Source organism: Candidatus Clostridium stratigraminis (genome assembly GCF_045310675.1).
Lineage (GTDB): Bacteria > Bacillota > Clostridia > Clostridiales > Clostridiaceae > Clostridium_AT > Clostridium_AT stratigraminis.
The window spans coordinates 65,409-89,538 of record NZ_JBJHZZ010000005.1 but is presented as its reverse complement, the minus strand read 5'-3'; the positions used below and the strand labels follow the sequence as shown (position 1 = coordinate 89,538).

Sequence of the window (24,130 nt, the reverse complement as noted above, 5' to 3'; positions counted from 1 at the left end):
TAGCAGCAGTACTCCTAATAACCCCTCAGCGTCCTCCTCGATAAATATGGCAGGAGAAACATCCCCATGCCGCATTATTTTTTCTTCATCTTATCTAAAATATCTTGGAATTTGTTTTCATCATACCTAACTACAGTACTGTCACCTGGGATATTTTTAGGGACGAGAACTATACCAAGCCTAGATTCGCTGTTTAGCTTATTATAGCTTACCTCTTGAAGCTTTCCAAGCCCTCTTTTAAGCTTAAAGCTAATATAGGTAAGACCTGCTTTTCCCGCTGCTACAACATCTCTTTCATCTAATATCTTCTTATCATTAAGCTCAACTAGTAAGTCTCCGCTTTTAATTCCCATTTCAAAGGCTGGAGAATTAGGCGCAACTTCTAATACCATTATTCCTTCATCGCTGCTTACATACTTTGGCTTCCCATTTACTTCGAAGTATCTTTGAATATTCAGTATAAGTTCATGAGCTACTGGTGTTATTATTATTATTATAAGCTTATAAATATATCCTAGTGGTGCAAGTTGTGCCATTAGGAATATAAACAAGCTATATAATAATAGGGCAATACCAGAGCTAGCTGCTTTTTCTTCCTTATTCTTGGTAAAGGTTATGGAATTATACCCAATAACTCCATAATAAGCAAGCATTGAAACTGCAGCATCCTTTGCCATATGCAGAAGCGATGAGGATTTTAAAATCGGCCACCAATCCGGAGTTGCAATATTTTGCGTAGCCCCTAAGCTTTGGGCATTGCTAACTATGAAAAATAAGGCAATTGGAAGTACCCAGCTTCTTCTAAGTGCAAACCCTCCAATTATTCTATCATTTTTATTAGTAAAAACAGGAATAGCTCCTCTTTTTCCATCAATTATAACAAGCAGCCCCTCAACAAAATGAAGTACTGCTATCATTGTTATTAAGGCACCAATGTCTATTTTTAGCACATTTACATCTGATAAATTTATTACAGATCCTAATATGTTAACTTTTACTCCAGCATAAACCTTTGATACTAATTCTAAAAATAAGCTTACAAAGCCTAAAAGAGCTCCTGAATAGGAAAAGCAAGTATATCGCGGTTTCCAAAACATAAAAAATATGGAGATCAGAAAAATTAAGAATATGGAGGAATCAGCATCAAAAGCCACTCCTAAAAAGGATAATATAAGGCTTCCAAGAACTCCAGCAAATATACCAATAACAATTTGCGAAATTGTTAATTCAAGAGCAGAATTAAGGCTATCTCCTATAATCATTTTCTGCATTACAGTTGTTTTTTTATTTTGTCTATATAGCAGCACTGCCAATATTAGTAGAATAAACGCAAGCTCTGGATCGAGTAAAGTGGCAGCAATAGACCTTAATGTGCCTAGTAAAATGTTCATTAAATAAATTCTCCTATATATAGATTATTTAAGCTTTCCTTTAATGGTCTCTAATGCCTTATTAAACTGTGGATCTGTGCTTCTATTATAAGGCTTACTTAATAGATTTTCTGGATATTTTACTGTTATATCAGGCTGAATGCCCTTTTTTTGGATATTTTCTCCATTAGGAGTATAGTACTTAGCCATAGTAACCTTCAAGGCAGTTCCGTCTCCTGTGTCAATAATGGTCTGGACAACGCCTTTCCCAAAGGTCTTTTCTCCAACTAAGGTTCCTATTTTATAATCTCTTACAGCGCCAGATACTATTTCTGAAGCACTTGCAGTATTGCCATCTGTTAAAACCACAAGAGGTAAACCAATAGCACTGCCGCCCTTAGAAGCATATTCCTGCTTACTGTTATTCTTATCAATTGTGGATACTATTACCTTACCCTTTGGAATGAAATTAGATGCCACGTCAACACAAGTAGTTAAGAGTCCTCCTGGGTTCTGCCTCAAATCTAAAATGAGGCCCTTTGCTCCTTGACTCTGTAGCTCAGTTAATTTCTTATTGAAATTTTTGCCTGTATTTTCGTCAAACATTGAAAGCTTAATATAAGCAATATTGCCTGCAAGCATTTCTCCGCTGACAGTTTCTAAAGCTATAGTATCCCTCTTCATTTTATATGTATAGGTATCCTTTGAGTTTCTGAGTACAGTAATACTTACATCTGAACCCTTAGCTCCTTTCATCATTGTAACCGCTTTATCATATTCCTTACCGTTAACATCTGTATCATTAACTTTCTCAATTATATCTCCGGGAAGCACTCCTGCCCTTTTTGCCGGTGATCCCTCAAAGGTACTAAGTACTACTATATTGTTATCTTTAACTTCAATTTGTATTCCTACGCCAGAATAACTACCCACTGTTTGACTGTTGAAATTCTCATATTCCTTTTGATTCATAAACACAGTATAAGGATCATTTAGAGAAGATGCCATTCCCTTAATTGCACCTTCCACCAAAGTATTATCATCAATATTTCCGTCATATAATTTATATAAAAGATTTCTCACATCAAAAAGCTTTTGAAACTTGGAGGCGTCCGAATATTGCTGGGCACCTATAATTTTGCCATTTGGCAGAACTAATGATAATCTTTTTGTGCCATAATAAGTCAAAATATTGGTCACTAAAACTATAGCGACAGTCCATGCTATCCACTTCTTTTTCTTGTTCAATTCTTTTCCCTCCTATTGTCGGAACACTGAGTAGTTTAAGATTACTCGATTCCGCTGGCAAACTACTCGTAGAAGCCCATTTAGGGCTTCTACCTCCTATTTCAAAAACAATGAGTGTAATGCATTATTTTCTTTTTCTATTTGTAAAGCATCCCTATCCATGCATTATTTTTAAACTATGTAACTACCTTTATTATTATATCTATCTTCACTCTATATATTTATATAAATACTAAATAATTATAACACTAAAAAAAATAAATTTGCAAAAACATTTGCAAATTTATCACATTGTTCATTTTATACTAATTAGTTGTCTTTACTTCACATAATAAGGATTTGGATCCGTAGTATCACCATTTGCCTTTCTCATCTCAAAATGCAGATGAGGTCCGCTTGATAGTCCCGTATTGCCAGAATAACTAATAAGCTGCCCACCTCTTACTGCTTGTCCTACCTTTACTGCTAGAGAGGAATTATGTCCATATAAACTAGTTAAACTGCCATGGTTTATCATAACTACATTACCATAGCCCTCCATCCAGCCTGAATATATAACTACCCCATCAGCAAGTGCATATATTGGTGTACCTGAATTAACACCTAGATCTATTCCAGTATGAAATTTCTTAGTACCCAGAACAGGATGTACCCTCCAACCATAAGGAGAAGTAATACCTGCAGGTTTTCCCGTTACACAGTATAGCTTTCCAATACTTGAAGAATTCCCTGTTAGAACAGTACCATTGGATCCGCTACTATTAGGTTTATTTTTAGCAGCCTCTCTTTGAGCTTGAATAGTTCTAATTATTTGGGCTATCTGCTGAGACTCCTTTTGCTCCTGTTCAATCATTTTTTCATAGGTAACCTTGTCCTTTTCTAAGGAGGTCATTAATTCCTTTTTCTTATCTGAACTATCTTGTAGTTCTTTCATATTGCTGTCTGCCTGCTGCTTAACTTCAGTAGTTTCGGCTTTCTTTTGATTAAGCTCAGATTTTTGAAGAGCTAAGGCCTTGTTTTTAGTTTCAATGGTGCTAATTAACTGTTTATCATAGTCCATAAGCTTAGAAATAGTATCCATTCTGCTGAGAAAATCCGACACATCTTTTGAAGTTAATAAAAGTTCTAAATACCCTTCATTACCACTGATATACATAGCTCTGACTCTTTTTTTGAAAAGTTCTTTTTCTTCATTTAGACTGTTATTACTTTCAGCTATTTTCGCGTTAAGAGTTTCTATTTGTGTGCTTAAATCAGATAGTTTATTATTTAAATCTCCTAAATTACTTGAAGAAGCAGTCATTTTCTTATCTAATTCATTTATAGATGCTTGTGTATCAGATCTTTGCTTATTAATTTCATTTAAAGTATCCTTTTTATCATTAATTGATCCATTTATACTATTCATTTTTTTCTGTGCATCAGTAAGTTCATCTGCTTTAATACCATTAAAAGATAAAACACATAGTATTAAAGATAAAGTAATACATAACCCTTTTTTCATTTTGAACTCCCCACTCATAAAACTAATTATAAAATCGTAAAACTACAGTAGTTGAACATGTGCAGCAAAAGCCCTATGAATTAAATACGCAAAGTAAGTCATAGGGCTGCGGCTTTTTATTATACTGTCAGGAACTTTCTCATGGCAATAATACTTCCTAATACACCGATGAAAATTCCTCCAAAGATAAACTCTATACCCATGGTACCAAGCACATAGCCTGGGTTAATTAGTTGTACTAATAAAATACCAGTTGTAGTTTTGCCATAAATAAAGTTATATCCAAAGTATAAAACTATAGTTGATAATATACCGCCTAAAATACCAATAAAAGCACCTTCAAGTATAAACGGCCATCTAATAAACCAATTAGTAGCACCAATAAATCTCATAATTCCTATTTCTCTTCTTCTTGCATATACAGTAAGCTTTATAGTATTGCCTATTAAAAACAGAGAAACACCAATTAATATTAGGAACATGGCTACTCCAACATACTTTATTGTATTGCTTATAGAAATTATTTTATCAACAAATTCTCTTCCATCCTTAATTGTATCAATACCTGGATCATCTTTTATACTGTTAACTACTGAAACCACCTGCTGTGGGGTCTGTACCTTAACAACATATGAATTTGGCATTGGATTATCCTTATCTAAACCTTCTACTAAAGCTTTATTTTTCTCACCTAATTGATTTCTTAAATTTTCTAAAGCTTGTTCTTTTGTTTCATAACTTACATTTGTAACTCCAGGAGTAGCTTTTATAGCACTTTCCAAATCATTTTGCTGAGAGTAAGTTATATCATCCTTTAAAACTACCTTGATTTCCACTTTTGATTCAACTTCTTTCATAAGCTGTTGAATATCTAATATTGTAAGTAAAAATACTCCCACTATAAATAAGGTTGCCGCAACTGTAGCTATTGAGGCTGTAGTAATGGTCCTGTTTCTTCTTAGATTCTTTCCTGCATCTCCTACAAAAAGCTTAAAGGTATTAATCTTCATAACCGTATAACCCCCTCTTTTCGTCTCTGACTATCTCACCCTTTTCAATAGCAATAACTCTTTTTTTCATAACGTCTACTATTTCTCTAGCATGAGTAGCCATTACCACTGTTGTTCCAGCACTATTTATATCAGTTAATATTTCCATAATACCCATTGCAGTTTCAGGGTCCAGATTACCAGTAGGCTCGTCCGCAATTACTATAGCGGGATTGTTTACAATTGCTCTTGCTAAGGCAACTCTCTGCTGTTCTCCACCAGAAAGTTCATGAGGAAAGGACTTAAATTTAGTTGATAAGCCAACTAAAGAAAGCATAATAGGTACTCTTTTTCTTATATCCTTTGTAGATGCCTCAATGACTCTCATTGCAAAGGCAACATTTTCGTATACATTCATAGTTGGAATAAGCCTAAAGTCCTGAAATACAACTCCTATTTTTCTCCTATAGAAAGGTACCTCACTTTTTTTAAGCTTATTTATTTCAATATTGTTATTAATAATTATATTTCCCGAAGTAGGTTCAACTTCCTTTAAAAGCATTTTCATCATGGTTGATTTACCTGCTCCACTAGGTCCTACCAGGAAAACAAATTCTCCTCTTTCGATTTTTACATCCACATTTTTAAGGGCAGTTACATTATTGTTGTAAATTTTACTAACGTTATTAAACTCAATCATTGTAGTAGCTCCTTATTTAATCATAATTTTACACAAAAATGCATAAAGTTCTTTACTATTATAACATAAAAATTGAGGTTTTTTAACGGTTTACAACTTTTTATTATTATTTTAATCTAGAATTCTCCATTATTTTTGCTGAATTTACAATATTCATATATTTACTAAGACCTTAATATAACTAATCTTAAAAAGGATTTTAATAGCACATTACTTTTTTATAATTATACTAAATTTTTCATATGTTAATTTTTAATGAATACGGCCAAGGGACGTTTCTTTCGGCACATTTGTGTGTCAGAGTGATGTTTCATATACCACATTGCTTTCATTTTATGGTGTGGTTTCTTGAAAGATGTAAAATAGGTTTTATTTTGCCACAGAATAATTAATTGGAAGATATAAACTTAAGCCCCACTATACCTGCAATAATAAGCCCAATACAGATTAATCTTGCTGCCATAACTGGTTCCTTAAAGAGAATTATTCCTAAAATTGCTGTACCAATTGTTCCAATACCTGTCCAAATTGCATAGGCAGTTCCTAATGGAAGATTTTTTAAAGCCAAGGATAAAAAATAGAAGCTTGCTATCATCCCTAATATGGTAAGTAAACTCGGGACAAGCTTTGTAAAACCTTGTGAATACTTTAGGGCTACTGCCCACCACACCTCAAATAACCCTGCTATAACTAATAGTAACCATTGCATAATTTTTCTCTCCTTATATTAATATTGAAATAAAAAAAGCCAAGGGATATTTAAAAAATATCTCCCAGGCTTTTATCCTTCCGTGAACACAGCTGAGCTGTGCGTTCTATCTTGGACCAAACCAGTTATTAAATAGCTGTGGAACCCTATAGAACATAAGTATATACAGTTTGTTTTTTAAGTATAACAAAAGTTTAGAACTTAGTCAATTTTGTTTATTTTTTATTACAGGCTTTCATTTAGTAAGACCATATGAATGTGATCCTCCCACTTGCCATTAATCCTTAAATATTTATAAGCTAACCCTTCATTATAGAAGCCTAATTTTTCAACAGCTCTTAAGGATCGTTTATTTTTAGGCATAATATTGGCTTCAATTCTATGGAGTCCATATTCATTAAACATAATATCAATACCTTTTTTAATTGCCTCGGTAATATAGCCCATATTTAATTCATCCTTATCCAATTTATAACCAAGATGACAGGATAGAAAAGCACCTCTAACAATGTTGTTAAAGCCAACTGAACCAATTATTCTGCTGCTATCTTCCTTTTTAAAAAGCCATAACCTGAACGCTCTATTATTTTCAATAATGGTAAACTCATTATCCAACTGCTCGTCCTGATACTTTATTGTATAAAATTCTTTATTTTTCACTGGTTCCCACTCTTCTAAAAAAATCTTGTTTCTTAAATAGTAATCCAATACTTGTTGTGCATAAGACTTGTCCAAAACTTTTAATACAAGTCTTTCTGTTTCATAAATTCTTGTCATAAATAACACCTTCTAAACATTTGTATATTGAAATTTATATTATTAACAATTATCTTTATCCACATGTATTCTCACTCAAATATGGATTGTATGTCATATAGGCATGATTTTCAGTAATATATTCATCTTTTATAAACCCAATATTATCATAGCACTTTCTATAGATTACATTATTCCTAATATATCCGCCAAAAACTCCAGGGGTTATTGAGTGTTCCTTTTCATATACTTCATATTCATGGAAAGAGGTTTCTGAACTTCTCCACTCTCCTACCAGACTCTCATCGGTCAAATAAACTACAAGTTGAAATTCTTTATCAGTATTATTATGTATTTGTAAGTCCAAAGAACTATATGAACAGGTAGCCCCTGTTCCAAAAGGCTGCGTTCGACTAACGTCAGGAAATATGTCATGACTATGTCGATGTCTTTCCGTTACTATTAAATCAGTATGTAATGTCATCCAATATATGAGATTGGATAGCTGACAGAGCCCTCCTCCTACTCCTGCTTTAAAAGTACCATCGGCACATAGTACAAGACCATCTAAGTATCCTTTTTTATAGGTAGGTTTCCCAACAATATTCCAATATGAAAATGTTTCCCCGCTTTTAATAATAATTCCATTAAGTTTCTCTACAGCAAGTCTAAGATTTGTTATTTTATTATATTGAAGATACATATCTACATCCTTTAGTTTTCGAATAAGAGGTGTTCTGTGTTCAAAAATAACATAGGGATATCTCTCTCCAACAACATTACTGGAATATTTTTTCCCGCTAAAATACCATTGCTTATACCTTGCTGCTGAATAATATACCTTGCCAAAAAGTAATCTAGTTTTAGACCTTTTTATGAGTTTCTTTTCTATATAATCCATACCTCCACCCCTTTTGTTATACAGGTATAATAAATATATTCCAATATTTATGAATAATTCATATCATTTCTTCCCTAAAATAATTTACTCCAAAAAGAATTCTTCTATATTTATAATAGCTTGACCCTCAAAAGTAAAACAAACAATAAACGGCATTAGATCCTTAATCCTTTCAAAATCAGCATATCTAAATTCTTTATTAAAATAGTTTATTATTGTACTTAATGCGGTACCATGGGAACCTATAACAATGTTGTGTTCTTCATTTTCAGCAAGTATCTGCATTAGAGCCATTATATTTCTATTTTGAACCTCATATAGGCATTCACCATTATCTAATTTATAATTAAAATCTAGCCACTGCTCTTTTGCAAAAGCATTAAAATCCTCTATCCATATATTATCAACTTTTCTTTCTCTAAAATCATTAATAATATCAATGCTTAAATTCATACTTTCTGCAAAATGCTTTATAGTATCGATTGCTCTTTTACAAGGGCTGGAATACACTCTATTAATATCTTTATCTGCTAAAAATTCTGTTACCTTTTTTCTTTCCTCCATAGCTTCTTCAGTTAGTGGACGTAATAAATCATCTTTAACAGAAAAGTCAGGTTTGGCATGTCTTACAAAATATACTTTTGTCAACATTGTTTCCTCCAATTTTATTTTCTTCCTTTTTAAATAGTTTTTAAGCTATAATTGTATCCAATATCTTTTTCCCTGCAATTTCAAAAGCCATTTTTAACATTAATTTGGCATATCCCTTTTTTCTTTATAATTAAAATAAATTTATTATATTTACAATTATAGCATATTTAACCTATAGATATAAAATAAGAAATACCGTAAAATTCAACTGAATGAACTGCCCACTGTCTACTTGACAGGGGGCAGTTCAGAATAATACGGTATACTATGGATTAATATTTATGCGAAAATTGTAAATTTATAAACTAACTACGTGTACATGCCAATGTTCATCAACCCATAAGCCAATTACTTCCACTGGGAGGCCCCATGATTTTACTATTAAAGTTGATTCTGCAATGTCTCTAAAATGTTCACCATCACTTACAGGATTAGCAGCACAATCATAATGTCCTACCACGGCAGCAACATTAGAATTATGAGAAGTAACAGATATTAAAACTTTTTCTTTTAATCTTTCAGTTTCGAAATAATCCCCTTGAGATAATACCCTGTCCATTCCTGGTTCTGTAATTAGATCTACATAGTCCAAGTCGAAGTTCTCTTTCATCCAGTTAATAATAGGAATTTGAGTTCTTCCATCAATACAGTTTAATGCTGTACCAAATGTTTTTTTCATAATACACCTTCTAATATTATTTACTAATAAAATATGAAGATATATTAGCTTAAGTGCTTTTATTAGCTGATTACAAAAAAATAAACCCACATGCATAGTAAAAACATGCCATAAATAACGTTCTTCTGCCATATGACTTATTTAGCCTCATTTAGTAATGTAATATTTCGTCCCATATTTTTAGCTTTATAAAGTTCCTTATCTGCGATTTCTATAATGCTAGTTATGCTGTAAAAGTCTGAAGCTTTGCCTAGTGCACCACCCACACTTATAGTAAGAACTTTGCTTTCATTATCTGATGTATATTTAATGTCTAGCTTTTCAACTTCAGTTCTTATATAATTACCCAGTTCTATAGCCTCTTCAAAGTTTATTCCCAATGCATAATAAATAAATTCTTCGCCACCAAATCTTCCAAAGATATCTCCCCGTTCAATTTGAATAGCTTCTAAACAATTTGCAATTTTTATAAGGCACTTATCCCCTTCTAAATGCCCCCAGAAATCGTTATATTTTTTAAAATTATCAATGTCAATGATAAAAAGAACAATGCTATGATCCAGTAAAAAGCGTTCCTCAAAAACCTTGCTCAAGTTATAATTTATGTATCTTCTGTTAGGAACACCAGTAAGCTCGTCCTCAAATGTAGTTTTCTCTAGAACCTTATTTAATTCTTCTATACTTGCTAATTGGCGTCTTTGATTTGATATTTCCAATTCCAAGCGTTTATTAATAATTTTCTCTTTCTCAAATTTACTGTCTTCTTTTAGATGTGAAAATTCAATTTTAATAATTTCAAGCTTATTTGCTGTAATTGATGATATAATTTCCTGATTTACCGCAAAATACTTTTTGAAGTACTCTAATGCTTCCTTATAACTGCCAACTTTCTCATAGAATTCCGACGTAGTTTTATAAATTTCACTAAGCTTCTTCTTTGCATTTGTTTTTTCTGAGTACCGTATGGCTTTTTCAAAATAATAAAAAGCTCTATGTGGATTTTTTTCTGCTAAAAGCTTTGCAATATTTAAAAATACATCAATTATGTAAAACTTATTATCTACATTTTTTAATCTTGTTAATGCATTATAAAAATATTCTTCTGCTTTCCCATAATTTTTATTTAAAAAATGCATTTTCCCTAGCTTGTTTTCTACTTCCCCTAGATTTACCATCTCATTTTCTTTAATAAGAATGTTATAACTTTGGGTAAAGTATTCCATGGCTTGTTCATATTTACTTTCTAAAAAGTATATTTCTCCCATATTACTTAATATAGAAGCTGTATTTATTTTGAAATTATTTAATTCACAAATTCTAAGGGAACTATCAAAATATTTTAAAGCATTACTGTAATCTTCTGACTCACGAAAAACTTCACCAATATTATTAATAACACAGCTTAATAAAAAGTCTTCCTTCAATTTCATTAGAAGATCCTTAGCCTGTAATAAATATTGAAGCGCCTCTTTATACATTGCACTATAAAAATAAGCAATACCCATAAGATTCAATGACTTTGCTTGTCCTAAAGACACATTTAGAGTTTTAAAAATTTCATAGGCATCATAAGAATATTCCAGCATTTTATTAATTTGAGACTTGGATCTACAAGCCATGGACATGCTAATTAAAGCATCCCCTTCTTCCATTTTTAGATTATTATTCTTAGACATTATATATGCTTCTTTGCTCATAATGTATGAATTGTTTGGGTTAGAAGCGTATATATGTTTTGCTTCGCCAAGTATTTTATTGACCTCTTTAGACAAATCAGCTTCCATAGTTTCCCCCAAATTATACTACAATCTATTCTGTATATAGATTATACCCCGCAAATTTACATTTTTCTACACATCAAAAAGAATATTTTCAAAGCTTAGTGTTAAAATAATAAAGGAAAACTATTAACATCTAAATACTATTTTATTTCTCTAAGTTTATTTCTTTTACACTTTTTATCTTATAGAGAAAAAACAGTATAAGCTTAGGTCTTTCCTCCTGCTGCACATTAACCTCTTTTATCTGCAAAGTTAATATTGCTGCAACTGCATAAGGCATTATAGTATAAAACACAGTACTATTCATAGACTGCCTTATAAGCAGCGGAAAAATAATTGATGCTATTAAATAACCACTAGTTGAAAATGCATTATATCTGCCAAATACTTTCTCATTCTCATCTTGTTTTATAGATGAATATATGAGTGCGATATCGCAACCTGAGATTCCGGCTAAAGCTGCAGATAACAATACTCTTTCTAAGAAGAACATTTCAAATGAACTTGCCTCATAGAAAACTATTTTTGATATAAAAAATATAAAATTTGAAATAACAAGTACTTTCTTGTATCCAACTCTATCTGCAACCCATCCCCATGGAATTTCAAATACAATCACTAATATCCATGAAATAGATTCTATTAAAAACATACTAGACAAAGATAAATTTCTGCTTTGTCTGTATAATGTGGCAATAGGCTCATAAAAAACAAGCCCTTGAAGAAAGACAATAGTGTACATTAAATAAACATTAGCCTTTTTATTCAATTTAATACCTCCAAAATTACATGAAAAATAAGCCTTGCTATAAAGGCTATTTCCATAATCTCCTGTGAAATTAGAGTGTATTAAATCGGTTTATACATTTGTTTTCTCCTTAAATATTTACTTCCTCTACTTTTTGAGATTTATAAATTTGTTTTAAAAGATATTTGCCGGCAGCAATAAAAATAATCATTCCTATAAAAAATATTAAAATAATATATTCAAGCTTCATGTATGCTGAAAATATGGCAATGCTATTATTTAAGATATGTGCACAGATACACAATATCAAGGATCTAGTTTTGTAATATATCAAGGCTAAAATTAAGCCTAAAAAAAAGGCATTAATAAATTGCGGAATGTTTAAATGAATTAGTCCAAATATAAAGGCTGAAGCTATTATGGCAGTTACAGGTTTATATTTGTTTAAAAAGCCCTCTAAAATAAGCCCTCGCATTAAAATTTCCTCAAAAATAGGGGCTATTATTACTGCAGTAGCAATAAATGAGTAGTCATTTATTGCCAATGTTTCAAAGGCATCATTTACGTATTGCGGTATAGGTATTTTCTGTATTAACATACCAAGGGAGCTTTGAAACCATAAAAAATATCCTATTATTAAAAGAACTGTACATAATAAGATCTTAAAATTAAATTTATGAATAAAGCTTATTTTAAAATTTGATTTATTCTTCTTTCTTATTCTTCTTAGAATTAATTTTATTGTTATTGCATAGGAAATTAAATTTCCTACAAATATAACGGCAGCCTGTAATACTTGTATATTGTTAAAGAGTTCAGAAAAAATTGCAAAGGGCAGATTTATAATTCCTGCTATTAGCACATAATATACTATTATTATCCCAAAGGCACCTATAAATGACAGCTTAAATCTATTATCAACTAGTTCTTTATTCATCACCTGCACCCCCAAATTAAAAATAATTTACTATAACCCAGTTTTCAAAATTACTCTTTTTCTCATCTTTTATGTCTATCTCGTTAACAAATTGTTCTTTTAGGTAAAATCTAATAATATTTACAATTATAGCATACTTAACTAAATTGCATCTATGATTTTTTAAAAACATAGATACACTTAATATTATGAATCCTTTCTTAAAAATAGTAAGGACGCAGCTAATGGTAAATAAATGTACCATTAGCTGCGTCCCTATATTTTATGTTAAGCAGTCAATCTCCTACTTTTAGCATATAATCTAAAAACCACTTCCTCTAAAAAGGAAAATAAGCTTGTAGCAATTAAATATAGTACCAAAGCTACAGGGGCTTTGAAACTTATTAAAACACTCCACACTATTCGTCTCCTAGAATGTCCCTAAAGCCTTCCCCTAAAACCTCATGTGCTTCACTAACAGTAATAAAGGCTCTGCTGTCTACTTCCTTTATGAATTTCTTTAATAATATAAATTGTTTTCTGCTAAGCACGGTATATAAAATGGAGGCATCCTTTTCGCTGTAGCCGCCCTTACCATTAAATATAGTACAGCCTCTTTCTAATTCATCTATTATAAATTTGCTTATATCCCTATTTTTGCTGCTTAGAATCATGACTTCTTTACAGGTATTCATACCTTCAATAACATTATCTATTATAAAACCATTCATTATAACGCATAATAGTGCATACATACCTACATTAGCTCCAAAGGTAAGTCCTGCAAAACAGGAAACTATAAAGTCTACAGATAATAGTGATTTACCAATATCTATGTGAAAATATTTATTTAGTATTTTAGCAAGTATATCTGTACCACCTGTAGAGGCATTTTGGTTAAATACTATAGCCATTCCTATACCAGAAATCAGTGTCCCAAATACAGATGCTAGTAATAGATCCTTTGTAAGTACATAGTTATAAATCTTCAATTTATCCATTAACCAAATAGTGCCTGAAAGTCCTAAACTTGTATAAATACTTTTCCCGCCAAATTTATTTCCTATAAATATAAATGCTACAATAAATAATATAGCATTCATAATTAACATAAGAAGTCCTACATCTAGAACAGGAAAAATACTGTTAATTATAATTGCGATTCCAGAAACACCCCCTGCAGCGATTTTATTTGGAACTAAAAAAAGCTCCAGGGACAGTGCCACCAGAATAAATCCAATGGTAATTAATATATAATCCTTTGCTTTCTTCATAAAAACCTCCCTTTCATCCTTAATGAAAAATTATGAAAACTCCATTATTAATTATGAATTATTTCCCAAGGAAAAACTATATATAAAGGAATTTTATTTTAATTTATTAATTTAAAAAAAGGGCATTATGCCCCTTTTTATAACCCTACACTTATAGTAAGTGCTTCATCTACCTTTTTGGTATCACTTTCAGTCATATGACCAATTTTTTCTTTTAGTCTTTTTTTATCAAGGGTTCTAATTTGTTCCAGCAAAACAACAGAATCTTTATTTAACCCATATTCTTCTGAGGAGATTTCAACATGTGTTGGAAGTTTTGCTTTATTTATCTGTGAAGTAATCGCAGCAACGATTACTGTTGGACTGTATTTATTCCCTACATCGTTTTGTATTATGATGACAGGTCTTATTCCGCCTTGTTCAGATCCTATTACTGGACTTAAATCAGCATAGAATATATCTCCTCTTTTCACTACTATTGTCATTTGGAAAATCACTCTCCGCAAGCTTCGCTTCATACTTTTTAAACTCTTCTACATCATTTGCAAAGCCCATATCTGCAATTTCAAGATTTAACTGTGCCATCTCCATATATCCCTTTTTCATCTGGTCAAAAGCATCATGTCTTTTCTTCTCCTCAATATATAATATTATAGCATCTCGAATAAATTCACTTCTTTTTTTGCAATCTTCTTCTAAAGCTTTATTAAATTCATTATATAGTGACTCATTAAGGTTAACAACTAGCTTTTTTGACCCTGACATGGGAATAACGCCTCCTAAAGGTATGTGTACTAGGTACTCATCCGCACGTTTTATACTTTATTGTCATTTCACGCATGAAGAGCGCAAATATGTATAGCATTTTAATTATAATTATATTATATTATTATGTCAAAGTAAGATTTTGTCTTTCCCATCTTAAGTTCATCAGCTTATATATAGTTTCTTATTTTTACTACCTTACCAGCTTTCATATACACCCTGGGGACTCTCTTGCTTATCATGCAGGTAACTTCATAATTAATTGTCCCAATGAGTTCTGCTATATTATCAGCTGTAAATTTGAGATTGTCCTGCTCACCCATTAAAGTAACTTCATCCCCAACATTTACATTACCTATTTCAGTAATGTCCACCATACATTGGTCCATACATATTCTACCTATAACCGGTGCAAAGCTTCCATTTATAATGACCTTAGCCTTATTGTAAAGAAGCCTTGTATAGCCATCTGCATAGCCTACAGGCAGAGTTGCTATAACACTTTCCCTATTTGTTTTAAATTTTCTTCCATAACTTATATATTCCCCAGCTGGAAGTGTTTTTATGTGAACAACATTAGTTTTTAGTGACATTACCGGCTTTAGATCTATATTATTTTTGTCAACCTCATTTGATGGGTAATAGCCATATAGAATAATGCCAGGTCTTACTGCCTCTAAATGCGACTCTGGAAAATCAATTATTGCAGCGCTATTTGCAATATGTCTTACATTTATCTTTATTCCCTTTTGTATTAATTTCTCATAAAATTTATTATAATTGTTAAATTGATAGGTTGTATATTCTTTATTTTCTTCATCGGCTGAAGAAAAATGAGAAAATAGGCCTTCAATTATTATATTGGGCAATTTGCTGATTTTATATACCTCTTCTGCACTATCATCATTAGGAAGAAAACCAATTCTCCCCATACCAGTGTCTAAGGCAATGTGTATCCTTGCAATTTTATTTTTCCTTTGAGCCATTAAAGAAATTTCTTTTGCAAAGTCATAAGAAAAAACTGTTTGCTCAATATCATACCTAATTAACATATCTATTAAGCTAGGAGGTGTAAAACCTAAAATCATAATCGATTGTTCTATCCCCCCGCGCCTAAGTTCTATTGCCTCACTAAGTACTGCAACAGCTATTCTAGTAGCACCATTTTCTAATAGAGTAGGTGCAATATCTAATGCCCCATGTCCATAGCCATCAGCTTTAATAATAGCTATGATGTCCTTACTTTTTGATAATCTTCTTATTTCTCTCATATTATGGGCAAGCTTATCTAAATCCACCTCTGCCCAAACTGGTCTTAAGTGCCTAAACATTTTCAAACCCCCGTCTTTTGTAATTATAATTAATTATATTCTACTCCAAAATTACTGAGTTTTAAACAATTTTTCCTCAAGTGCAGGGTTTGCTTCGAAGCTGCTATAGGTAATTTTTCTTCTTTCACTGCCTTTTTCATCATAAACTATAACCATTTCAGGGTGATAAGTTTTCATGTTTACGTACATTACGGCTCTGCTCATTTCCCTGCTTCCTCCTGGTATTGTAAGATGTATGAGCTGAAGTTTTACATTATCTATAGTCTTATACTCAAATTTTATTTTCTCATCTGTATATAAAAGCTTTATATACTCCTTAATGAAACTAATTTTATATATATCATCAAAGTCTTTATCTAATATGTAATTAGAATTATTTTTTATGTCGTGAGCATAAATTTTATCATCTTTATAAATAAACACTCGATCTTCTCCAAGCTCAAGCCTGTAACCTAACTTTTTGTCAAAATATTGTTTTCCCTCATAGGTAATTATCTGCTTGTTATTTATTATTTCCATCTTATAACTTGTACTATAACTATTTAAGCCTTTTAAAAAATCCATAGCTTCATTCGGATTATTTTTATCTTTTCTGCAGCCCGAAAATAGTATAGATAATATTAATGCAAATGCTGATACTATTAATAATCTTTTCTTCATGCTTTCCTCCAATAATGCTTCTCTCATTATTAATACTATTCAGCTTGTCTATGCAATATTCGTATAAACTTACAGCTTCTTAATTTCAAATGAATACTTGCTATAATTTCAGTTGTTAAAAATAACCTCATAAAAATTACTGCTAATATTTATTTCTGCTGCAGCTCTTTAATTATGTATGGTATGCTTTCAAGAAGACTGCTGGCACTTACACAGAACATTTCTTCCGCAAGTTTATCCCCACAAAAACCATGGATATATACTACTAGAGCTGCTGCCTCTAGCGGCTTGTATCCTTGACCTATAAAGGAAGCAATTATTCCTGTAAGGCAATCTCCCATGCCGCCTGAAGCCATTGAACTATTTCCAGTTGGATTAATTATTACTGTTAATCCATCAGTAATTACAGTATTATAGCCCTTTAAAATAACTATAACCTTATACTCTTTAGCAAATTCTTTAGAAACTTCTATTCTGTTTTCTTGAATATATTCTATGGATAACTCAGTTATTCTGGACATTTCACCAACATGAGGCGTCAAAATTACAGGCATTTCCCTGCTTTTTAGTAACTCCAGGTTTCCTTTAAGTACATTTATGGCGTCTGCATCTATAATAATTGGACAATTTGCCTTTTCAAGAAGAAATTTAACAGTATTTAAAGTAGCTTCATTATTTCCCATTCCAGGCCCTATAGCTAAACAATTACACTTATTAAGAATATCCAAGAGTCTTTCTGTTTCATTAAAATTAATAGTCATTGCCTCAGTAAGCTTTGTACTTAATATTGGCTGAATGTCTTCGCTGCAGCAAAGAGTTATGAGACCTGCACCACTTCTCACAGCGGCCTCTGTTAATAGATATGCAGCTCCAGTAAATCCCCTAGAACCAGCCACTAAAAGTACTCTTCCATAATCACCCTTGTGCCCATATATATCTCTTGCTTTAAGCCTTGCTTTTACCATAGCTTCATCCAGTATAAATTCTTTCTCATGGAATCTATCAACAGCAGAGCTTGGAATACCAATATTCTCTACTACTACTTCTCCAGTATATCTTTTGCTGCCATAATTTAAAAACCCCTTTTTATACAGCTCAAAGGTAATAGTTTTATCTGCCCTAACACAGTTGCCCATAATCTTGCCGCTGTCATTATTAAAGCCAGAAGGTACATCTATTGATATGGTGTAGGAACTGTTTTCATTAATTATAGAAATAACTAAATCATAAATTCCATCCAGATTTCTCATTAATCCAGTTCCAAAAAGAGCATCTATTGTAACACTGCTGCGCTCAATAGAATCTCTCAGCTCATTTGCATCTTCTAAATTATGAATATTGTTTATTCTTATTCCCATGTTTTTAAGTATGTTATAGTTTGTTCTGCAGTCCTCTGTCATGCCCTCTTCAGAGCCTACTAAAAAAACCTCAATATTTTTTTCAAGGATGGCCAAATGCCTTGCAGCTGCAAAACCATCTCCTCCATTGTTTCCCTTGCCACAAATTATTGTATATGAATTATACTTTTGTATTTCAAGATTATTTAATACTTTAATGGCAGCATTCTCCATTAGTACAATTCCCGGAATTTTTAATTTTTCAATACAGTATTTATCAATTTCCTTCATTATTCGTCCAGTTGCTATTTTCACAATCATCATCCTCAACTTTACATTCTTCTATAATTACATAGGCAATGGCACTGTCATCACCGTGAGAAATACTAATATCTATTTTATAGCCATTAGCTCCAAGTTCACTTGCAATTTGCCTTGCCTTACCCTTAAGCTCTACAGTAGGTTTACCAAGAGCTGTTCTATTTATTACAATATCCTTAAAACCAAAGCCTCTAAACCCTGTACCAAGTGCCTTAGATACTGCTTCCTTTGCAGCAAATCTACCTGCTACAAATTCTGGTCTAAGGCCTCTCAGTTTTAAATACTCAATTTCTTCTTTATTAAATAGCTTATTTACAAAATTATCTTTTCTCTCAATAGCTGCTTTTATCCTGCGAATTTCAACTATATCCACACCGATTCCTAAAATCATTCAAATCACCACCCGGAAATTGTGCATAGCAAAATTAATTAAATTGCTGCCAAATTAATTATATATTATCATATTTATGGGACAAAAAAAGAGGTTTTCCCTCTTTTTTTGCTGTTAATTAGTTGCTATATTATTTAAATCTTCATTAAAGTCTAATATGTATTCATCGATATATTCCCCTAATATTTCTATTAAATGAATAGGAGAAACGCAGTTATCAGATAAAAGTTTTAGCAAGTCATGAACTTTATGTCTATATGGGCTGATGCTTTCAACACTTTCTCTCTCAATATTTACTATACAGTCATTGAGAATATCCTGTCTTTCTATTTCGATGCCGTAGGTTTGGACTTCCATTTTATCTTCACTTAAATTCTCGGCATCCAGTGATATTGAGAAGCTGTTTTTTGTTAACCTATAGATGTAATTTTTCATAATACCTTCAAAATTTTCATTCCTGGTTATGCATTCAACTACCATCATAAATCCCTGATCTTAGAAACTTAATTTAAGCAACTTGTACACATTATACACAACACTTATCAACAGTTGTGTATAACTACTCTTGCTTTATAAACTGCTCTAGGATACAGTTTTCACCCCCTCAAAGTATCTTTGTCACAATACTAACATTATTCACAGAAAAATATTGTCATAATCTGAGAGTTATCCACAATTATTTATTTCTATATTGTGACAAAATTAACGCTGAAGGGTAAGAAAATATACCATATATTTGTAATTGTTAGAATATTTGCATAATTTACTGATAATTTTGTCGAATTTTTTTAGAAAATGAATTATGATTTTTTATTTAATATTGCATCCTTTACAGCTTCAACCATCAAATTTTCTCGAATTCCTATATATTTACAAATATCTTCAAGGATTAATATGCAAGCAATTACTGCTCCTATATCATTTTCATAATAATCTTCTAAAAAGAAACTTATTTTATAGTTATCTACGGTTTCCTTCTTACACTTAATCTCGCTGTATATACCAGCTAAGGTACGGTATAAGATTGAATAAGAAATATCAATAAAATCCTTTTTAGCTTTATCACTTCCGTTTATTACATCTCTTACTATTTTATTTAATGAAGTATTTTTATAATATTCTTCTATTGTTAAATTATATTTGTTTCCAATGTGCTTTCCAATTATATCTCCATTAATAAGTGCAATTTCACCGTTTGTATTAAAGAGTATAGTAAAACCAAGGTCTCCATTTTTCTCCTCTTTTATTTCATCAATAAGCTTCTTCATATTATAATTAAAATTAGAACTAAACCTTGAATCTAAAATAAAATATTCAAGCTCTCTAGCTGAGGCAACAGCAACAAAATCAGAAAACTTCCTGTATAATTTTTTCATGAATTCCTTGCTTCTCACATAAATCTCCCCTTCCGTACAAATTTATTTTGCACAGCATTAAGGGAAACTATACAATAGTAATTTATAAACAAGACTACAAAAGGTCAATTAGTCCATTAATTTCTAATTTAGGCAAGTAGTTAAGGCTTTTAAAGCTGATTTTTAACCTTAGCAAAGCTTTCTTTTATTTCTTCAACTTTTTCCTTACTAATCTTATGAGAAGAAAACTTTGCTTCATTATAAATGTCTGTTAAATTATTTATTCCTTCAGGCCTTTCAATATATGCCTTCGTAATATTTTCTAGCTGCTTGGCAGTCATATGCTCCCTAAATATGCCCTTTTCATTAGTCTTCTGCTCAAACTTTTTATAAACATTTATTGCCTGTTCTCTTGAATTACTTATATTCAATATATTTTTAAGTATCCTTTTTATAGAATAAGTATTATAATTTTTATCCTTTGAAAGCTTCTCTCTATCTAGAGATATTTCCTTATAATTTTTACTTTTCCTTCTTCTTAATCTACATAGTGACTTATATGCAAGATAAATTATTGCCAAAAGAAGAATAACTTTTATAATGTTGCTAAGCCAAATAGTCCATGCTGGTGTACTTAATACCTCATCATTCTTAAGCTGCGGATTATACTGATTGATATATATTTTATTCGTTGAATTCAGCTTATTTGAAAAGCTAATTTTTAAATAATTAATCATTATTTCAAGGGGTTTATTTATTAAAATTACCAGTACATCTGTTAACCACTCAATTCCTTTGTAAATAGCATTTTCTAAAAATCCTAAACAAATAAGCACTCTATTGAATACACTATCAAGCGAAAAAAATATTACTAGAACAGCGATAGCAATATTTGTAATGAAGCTTTTATTATTTTTAAGACTGTAATAATAATTTCTTGCCTCTCTCATTAAAATACTTGTTGAAATTAGAAAGATTAAATAAAACTTTAATAGAAACTGCTGTGTACTTAGCATTGAAAAGGTGCAAATAAAGCCTAAAACCACAAGAATGGCAATAGCCTGCTTTGCTTTATTTTTATAAACCTCATAATTAACATCCTGCTGTTCACTCATATAAGTAATAAATAATATAAAACAAATATAGATGCTGCCATATAGAAGATTTGATTTGTTGGAAATAAGAAAAAGTATCGCTTCTGAAATAATAAATGCAGAAAAAGCTGAAATGGCAGGTTTATTTGCTTTATCTAACATATAAGCCAAGATAAAAGCAGAAAAAAGAGATAACAAAAAAAGTTCGTAATGAACTTTACCTCCTAAAATTCCATTTAGTATACTACCATAAATAATAAAAAAGAAGGTATTGCTGCTTACTGTATAAAGTATTTTAATTTGCCTGTACCAGCTCATTTAGAAAGCTCCTTTTCGTAAAGTTTACTTAAAAATTGCCTTTTCTATTCCCTTTATAGAAGGCAGCTTTGTTTTAGGTGAAATATCGATAAGCTTAATGATAAAGCCATTTCTAGCTAGTCTTGAAATTATTGCTATACTCTCCTCATTTAAAAAGTCCGCCACTATAATATAAGTAGTCTTTTTATTAAAGAATTTGCTTTTTTCAATTAAATACTCATTAAAACTCAGTCTTGGAGTATAATCTATACGAGCGCAAAGCTCCATTATATGCTTTAAGGAATTTAAAGAAGGTGCTATTTCATTAACTGCTTCCCCTCCATAACTTATAAGCTGAGAATTACACCAGAACCCTACAGCTACTCCTTCCTTAATACCTTGCCTTGAAAGTTCAGCAGCTAATGCTATGCCTCTTTCTACTGCTTTGTCATCAATAGAACTATAATAAGGCTCTCCGCATTCCACACTTAATATTATCATTAATTCCATTTCAGCAGTATAATCATAATCCTTAACCATAAGTCTCATCATTTTTAAACTGGATTTCCAATGTACATCCTTCATTCTATCTTCAACATTGTATTCGCGAATACCTTTAATATATAACGGGTCCTTATATATCCATCTCTTAATAATGGAATCTCCTTGAAAACTAGTATTATTAAACTGAAGCTGTTTTAAGTCTACAACTTTCGGATAAACTAAAAGCTCTACATAATCCTCAAACTCTCTATCTCTGGTATTGAGCCCAAAAGCATCACCTATAGCCATCTTTACCTCTCTTAATAGGTAAGTTCCTCTCTTAGAAGCCCTAATGCTGTAGGTTCGTCTTACCCTTTCACGGCCTCTTACGTTAAGCTTTGTAATGTGATAATTTGACTCACCTGAATTTTCTAAGTTTTCTTCTTCAAAAATTACTAATTCCATAGGCAGTTTTTCAGTAATAAGCATAAAGGATACGGCTAGCCATTTATTATTTTCAATAATCATGGACATCTTGAAACTTTCACCTTCTATAATAGAAGAAACAGCAGCTTCTCTTTTTAAGCTCAAATCCTGAAAACCTCTTTTAGCTGTAACCTCTGCAAGTAAAAGTATTAATATTAATATAAATATAAAAATATAGTACCCTGTCATAACTTCACCTTGCTTAAAGCTGTTCTAGAGGAGTATGAACTGTATTTAATATATCCGTAATTATTTCATCTGACTTACTTAAGCTTCCCTGAATGTCATTTTTTAGAATAATTCTATGACTTAAGACAGGTTTTGCCATTTCTTTTACATCCTCTGGTATTACATAATCCCTGCAGTTTATTGCTGCCAAAGCTTGGCTTCCCTTCATAAGGTTTAAGGATGCTCTAGGACTTGCCCCAAGCTCAATTTTTTTGTGCTTTCTTGTGGCATTAACAAGCTCTATAATATAATTTTTAATTTCTTCACTTACATGAACCTTTGTGAAATTAGACTGTACGTAGGCAATTTCTTCAAAAGAAACAACTTCACTTAGCCCCTCAAGAGGATCCTCTTCCATAAATCTACCTAATATATCTTTTTCCTCCATAAACTCCGGGTAACCAAGGCTTAATCTTATAAAAAACCTGTCCAGCTGAGCCTCAGGTAATGGAAAAGTTCCAAACTGCTCCACTGGGTTTTGCGTAGCCATAACGAAAAAAGGCTTATTTAGCTTAATTGTTTCACCTTCAACGGTTATCTGCCTTTCTTCCATACATTCTAAGAGAGCAGATTGGGTCCTTGGTGTTGCTCTGTTTATTTCATCTGCTAAAACAAATTGACTAAGCAATGGTCCTTTTCTAAATTCAAACTCCCCGCTTTTTTGATTATAAAAATAAATTCCTGTTAAATCTGAAGGTAAAAGATCCGGAGTAAACTGAATTCTTTTAAAGCTTAGGTTTAAGCTTTTTGATAGGGCCTTTGAAAGCTTGGTTTTACCAAGTCCAGGTATGTCCTCTAAAAGTACATGCCCGGAGCAAATAAAGGCAACTATAATTTTATCAATGTGAGTTTTCTTTCCAATAATAACCTTACCAATATTTTCATTAACTTTATCTCTAAATTCTTTGAATTTTAAAACATCCATTTTAAGCCTCCAATTTTAAATAAAATTAATTCTATGATACTCTTAATACATCTAATTGCAGTGCAAATATAGAAATACATCTGCTTAGCCTTCTTCATAATTTTGACTAATGTATATTGACAATTAATTTCTAATTATTAATTAATTGCAAAATACTATTACTAATTATATCACTTTTCATCAAATTTGTAAGTAATTCTACAATGTATGTTTTTAAATTTACTATTGTCC

25 protein-coding genes and 1 riboswitch are annotated in these 24,130 nt (G+C 31.4%); all 25 genes read right to left on the bottom strand.

From position 1 onward, the window contains the following. Window positions 1-74: 74 nt before the first annotated feature. Entirely contained in the window at window positions 75-1,391 is a 1,317-nt protein-coding gene (locus tag ACJDUG_RS09695; protein ID WP_406769695.1) for a PDZ domain-containing protein, read from the bottom strand. Between the two features lie 24 nt (window positions 1,392-1,415). Then, window positions 1,416-2,618 (bottom strand): S41 family peptidase, encoded by a 1,203-nt coding sequence (locus ACJDUG_RS09690; protein WP_406769694.1) that lies wholly within the window; start codon window positions 2,616-2,618, stop codon window positions 1,416-1,418. A 319-nt stretch (window positions 2,619-2,937) separates the two neighbouring features. Further along, entirely contained in the window at window positions 2,938-4,122 is a 1,185-nt protein-coding gene (locus ACJDUG_RS09685) for a murein hydrolase activator EnvC family protein (RefSeq protein WP_406769693.1), read from the bottom strand. Window positions 4,123-4,241: 119 nt separating this feature from the next. After that, window positions 4,242-5,132: a permease-like cell division protein FtsX gene (gene ftsX / locus ACJDUG_RS09680; protein ID WP_406769692.1), complete on the bottom strand. Its 891-nt coding sequence runs from the start codon at window positions 5,130-5,132 to the stop codon at window positions 4,242-4,244. Then, window positions 5,122-5,811 carry a cell division ATP-binding protein FtsE gene (gene ftsE / locus ACJDUG_RS09675; protein WP_406769691.1) on the bottom strand — a complete coding sequence of 230 codons (690 nt, stop codon included), beginning with the start codon at window positions 5,809-5,811 and terminating at the stop codon, window positions 5,122-5,124. The genes ftsX and ftsE overlap by 11 nt, the downstream gene beginning before the upstream one ends. Window positions 5,812-6,199: 388 nt before the next feature. Next, window positions 6,200-6,520, bottom strand: a complete 321-nt coding sequence (gene sugE, locus ACJDUG_RS09670; RefSeq protein ID WP_406769690.1) for a quaternary ammonium compound efflux SMR transporter SugE — start codon at window positions 6,518-6,520, stop codon at window positions 6,200-6,202. Window positions 6,521-6,579: 59 nt separating this feature from the next. Further along, window positions 6,580-6,681: riboswitch (guanidine-I (ykkC/yxkD leader) on the bottom strand. 64 nt (window positions 6,682-6,745) lie between these two features. Then, window positions 6,746-7,297 carry a GNAT family N-acetyltransferase gene (locus ACJDUG_RS09665; protein ID WP_406769689.1) on the bottom strand — a complete coding sequence of 184 codons (552 nt, stop codon included), beginning with the start codon at window positions 7,295-7,297 and terminating at the stop codon, window positions 6,746-6,748. A gap of 55 nt (window positions 7,298-7,352) precedes the next feature. Next, a complete protein-coding gene (locus tag ACJDUG_RS09660) occupies window positions 7,353-8,177 on the bottom strand; it encodes a VanW family protein (RefSeq protein ID WP_406769688.1) in 825 nt (274 codons plus the stop codon). Window positions 8,178-8,261: 84 nt separating this feature from the next. Further along, the gene (locus ACJDUG_RS09655) at window positions 8,262-8,828 is read right to left on the bottom strand and encodes a histidine phosphatase family protein (protein ID WP_406769687.1); all 567 of its coding nucleotides are present in this window, start codon (window positions 8,826-8,828) and stop codon (window positions 8,262-8,264) included. Window positions 8,829-9,126: 298 nt separating this feature from the next. Further along, on the bottom strand, window positions 9,127-9,507 hold the full coding sequence (locus ACJDUG_RS09650; protein WP_406769686.1) for a carbonic anhydrase: 381 nt from the start codon (window positions 9,505-9,507) through the stop codon (window positions 9,127-9,129). Window positions 9,508-9,644: 137 nt separating this feature from the next. After that, complete coding sequence (locus ACJDUG_RS09645; protein ID WP_406769685.1) at window positions 9,645-11,291, bottom strand: GGDEF domain-containing protein; 1,647 nt, start codon at window positions 11,289-11,291, stop codon at window positions 9,645-9,647. Between the two features lie 142 nt (window positions 11,292-11,433). Next, window positions 11,434-12,057 (bottom strand): MFS transporter, encoded by a 624-nt coding sequence (locus tag ACJDUG_RS09640; protein ID WP_406769684.1) that lies wholly within the window; start codon window positions 12,055-12,057, stop codon window positions 11,434-11,436. Window positions 12,058-12,166: 109 nt separating this feature from the next. Then, entirely contained in the window at window positions 12,167-12,973 is an 807-nt protein-coding gene (locus ACJDUG_RS09635; RefSeq protein ID WP_406769683.1) for a CPBP family intramembrane glutamic endopeptidase, read from the bottom strand. Window positions 12,974-13,371: 398 nt separating this feature from the next. Beyond that, on the bottom strand, window positions 13,372-14,226 hold the full coding sequence (locus ACJDUG_RS09630) for a YitT family protein (protein ID WP_406769682.1): 855 nt from the start codon (window positions 14,224-14,226) through the stop codon (window positions 13,372-13,374). A gap of 137 nt (window positions 14,227-14,363) precedes the next feature. Continuing rightward, window positions 14,364-14,711, bottom strand: coding sequence for a type II toxin-antitoxin system PemK/MazF family toxin (locus ACJDUG_RS09625; protein ID WP_406765660.1), 348 nt, complete (start codon window positions 14,709-14,711; stop codon window positions 14,364-14,366). Next, on the bottom strand, window positions 14,671-14,991 hold the full coding sequence (locus tag ACJDUG_RS09620) for a CopG family ribbon-helix-helix protein (RefSeq protein WP_406765661.1): 321 nt from the start codon (window positions 14,989-14,991) through the stop codon (window positions 14,671-14,673). Before ACJDUG_RS09620 ends, ACJDUG_RS09625 begins: the two co-directional genes overlap by 41 nt. Before the next feature lie 170 nt (window positions 14,992-15,161). Then, window positions 15,162-16,322: an alanine racemase gene (gene alr / locus ACJDUG_RS09615; RefSeq protein WP_406769681.1), complete on the bottom strand. Its 1,161-nt coding sequence runs from the start codon at window positions 16,320-16,322 to the stop codon at window positions 15,162-15,164. Between the two features lie 51 nt (window positions 16,323-16,373). After that, window positions 16,374-16,982, bottom strand: a complete 609-nt coding sequence (locus ACJDUG_RS09610) for a germination lipoprotein GerS-related protein (RefSeq protein WP_406769680.1) — start codon at window positions 16,980-16,982, stop codon at window positions 16,374-16,376. A gap of 149 nt (window positions 16,983-17,131) precedes the next feature. After that, complete coding sequence (locus ACJDUG_RS09605; RefSeq protein ID WP_406769679.1) at window positions 17,132-18,634, bottom strand: NAD(P)H-hydrate dehydratase; 1,503 nt, start codon at window positions 18,632-18,634, stop codon at window positions 17,132-17,134. After that, window positions 18,597-19,031, bottom strand: a complete 435-nt coding sequence (gene acpS, locus ACJDUG_RS09600) for a holo-ACP synthase (RefSeq protein ID WP_406769678.1) — start codon at window positions 19,029-19,031, stop codon at window positions 18,597-18,599. The genes ACJDUG_RS09605 and acpS overlap by 38 nt, the downstream gene beginning before the upstream one ends. A 114-nt stretch (window positions 19,032-19,145) precedes the next feature. Further along, a complete protein-coding gene (locus ACJDUG_RS09595; protein WP_406769677.1) occupies window positions 19,146-19,514 on the bottom strand; it encodes a DUF6514 family protein in 369 nt (122 codons plus the stop codon). Window positions 19,515-19,831: 317 nt separating this feature from the next. After that, complete coding sequence (locus ACJDUG_RS09590) at window positions 19,832-20,425, bottom strand: hypothetical protein (RefSeq protein ID WP_406769676.1); 594 nt, start codon at window positions 20,423-20,425, stop codon at window positions 19,832-19,834. A gap of 131 nt (window positions 20,426-20,556) precedes the next feature. After that, window positions 20,557-21,798, bottom strand: coding sequence for a hypothetical protein (locus tag ACJDUG_RS09585; protein WP_406769675.1), 1,242 nt, complete (start codon window positions 21,796-21,798; stop codon window positions 20,557-20,559). 24 nt (window positions 21,799-21,822) lie between these two features. Beyond that, on the bottom strand, window positions 21,823-22,935 hold the full coding sequence (locus ACJDUG_RS09580) for a DUF58 domain-containing protein (RefSeq protein WP_406769674.1): 1,113 nt from the start codon (window positions 22,933-22,935) through the stop codon (window positions 21,823-21,825). A gap of 13 nt (window positions 22,936-22,948) precedes the next feature. Further along, complete coding sequence (locus ACJDUG_RS09575) at window positions 22,949-23,899, bottom strand: AAA family ATPase (RefSeq protein ID WP_406769673.1); 951 nt, start codon at window positions 23,897-23,899, stop codon at window positions 22,949-22,951. Window positions 23,900-24,130 lie beyond the last annotated feature (231 nt).

Bases quoted from the DNA above. Each gene is read 5' to 3' on its own strand.
- ACJDUG_RS09695 (WP_406769695.1), bottom strand. From the start codon at position 1,391: ATGAACATTTTACTAGGCACATTAAGGTCTATTGCTGCCACTTTACTC.
- ACJDUG_RS09685 (WP_406769693.1), bottom strand. From the start codon at position 4,122: ATGAAAAAAGGGTTATGTATTACTTTATCTTTAATACTATGTGTTTTA.
- ftsX (WP_406769692.1), bottom strand. From the start codon at position 5,132: ATGAAGATTAATACCTTTAAGCTTTTTGTAGGAGATGCAGGAAAGAAT.
- ftsE (WP_406769691.1), bottom strand. From the start codon at position 5,811: ATGATTGAGTTTAATAACGTTAGTAAAATTTACAACAATAATGTAACT.
- sugE (WP_406769690.1), bottom strand. From the start codon at position 6,520: ATGCAATGGTTACTATTAGTTATAGCAGGGTTATTTGAGGTGTGGTGG.
- ACJDUG_RS09665 (WP_406769689.1), bottom strand. From the start codon at position 7,297: ATGACAAGAATTTATGAAACAGAAAGACTTGTATTAAAAGTTTTGGAC.
- ACJDUG_RS09660 (WP_406769688.1), bottom strand. From the start codon at position 8,177: ATGGATTATATAGAAAAGAAACTCATAAAAAGGTCTAAAACTAGATTA.
- ACJDUG_RS09655 (WP_406769687.1), bottom strand. From the start codon at position 8,828: ATGTTGACAAAAGTATATTTTGTAAGACATGCCAAACCTGACTTTTCT.
- ACJDUG_RS09650 (WP_406769686.1), bottom strand. From the start codon at position 9,507: ATGAAAAAAACATTTGGTACAGCATTAAACTGTATTGATGGAAGAACT.
- ACJDUG_RS09645 (WP_406769685.1), bottom strand. From the start codon at position 11,291: ATGGAAGCTGATTTGTCTAAAGAGGTCAATAAAATACTTGGCGAAGCA.
- ACJDUG_RS09635 (WP_406769683.1), bottom strand. From the start codon at position 12,973: ATGAATAAAGAACTAGTTGATAATAGATTTAAGCTGTCATTTATAGGT.
- ACJDUG_RS09630 (WP_406769682.1), bottom strand. From the start codon at position 14,226: ATGAAGAAAGCAAAGGATTATATATTAATTACCATTGGATTTATTCTG.
- ACJDUG_RS09625 (WP_406765660.1), bottom strand. From the start codon at position 14,711: ATGACAATAGTAGTGAAAAGAGGAGATATATTCTATGCTGATTTAAGT.
- ACJDUG_RS09620 (WP_406765661.1), bottom strand. From the start codon at position 14,991: ATGTCAGGGTCAAAAAAGCTAGTTGTTAACCTTAATGAGTCACTATAT.
- alr (WP_406769681.1), bottom strand. From the start codon at position 16,322: ATGTTTAGGCACTTAAGACCAGTTTGGGCAGAGGTGGATTTAGATAAG.
- ACJDUG_RS09610 (WP_406769680.1), bottom strand. From the start codon at position 16,982: ATGAAGAAAAGATTATTAATAGTATCAGCATTTGCATTAATATTATCT.
- acpS (WP_406769678.1), bottom strand. From the start codon at position 19,031: ATGATTTTAGGAATCGGTGTGGATATAGTTGAAATTCGCAGGATAAAA.
- ACJDUG_RS09595 (WP_406769677.1), bottom strand. From the start codon at position 19,514: ATGATGGTAGTTGAATGCATAACCAGGAATGAAAATTTTGAAGGTATT.
- ACJDUG_RS09585 (WP_406769675.1), bottom strand. From the start codon at position 21,798: ATGAGCTGGTACAGGCAAATTAAAATACTTTATACAGTAAGCAGCAAT.
- ACJDUG_RS09580 (WP_406769674.1), bottom strand. From the start codon at position 22,935: ATGACAGGGTACTATATTTTTATATTTATATTAATATTAATACTTTTA.
- ACJDUG_RS09575 (WP_406769673.1), bottom strand. From the start codon at position 23,899: ATGGATGTTTTAAAATTCAAAGAATTTAGAGATAAAGTTAATGAAAAT.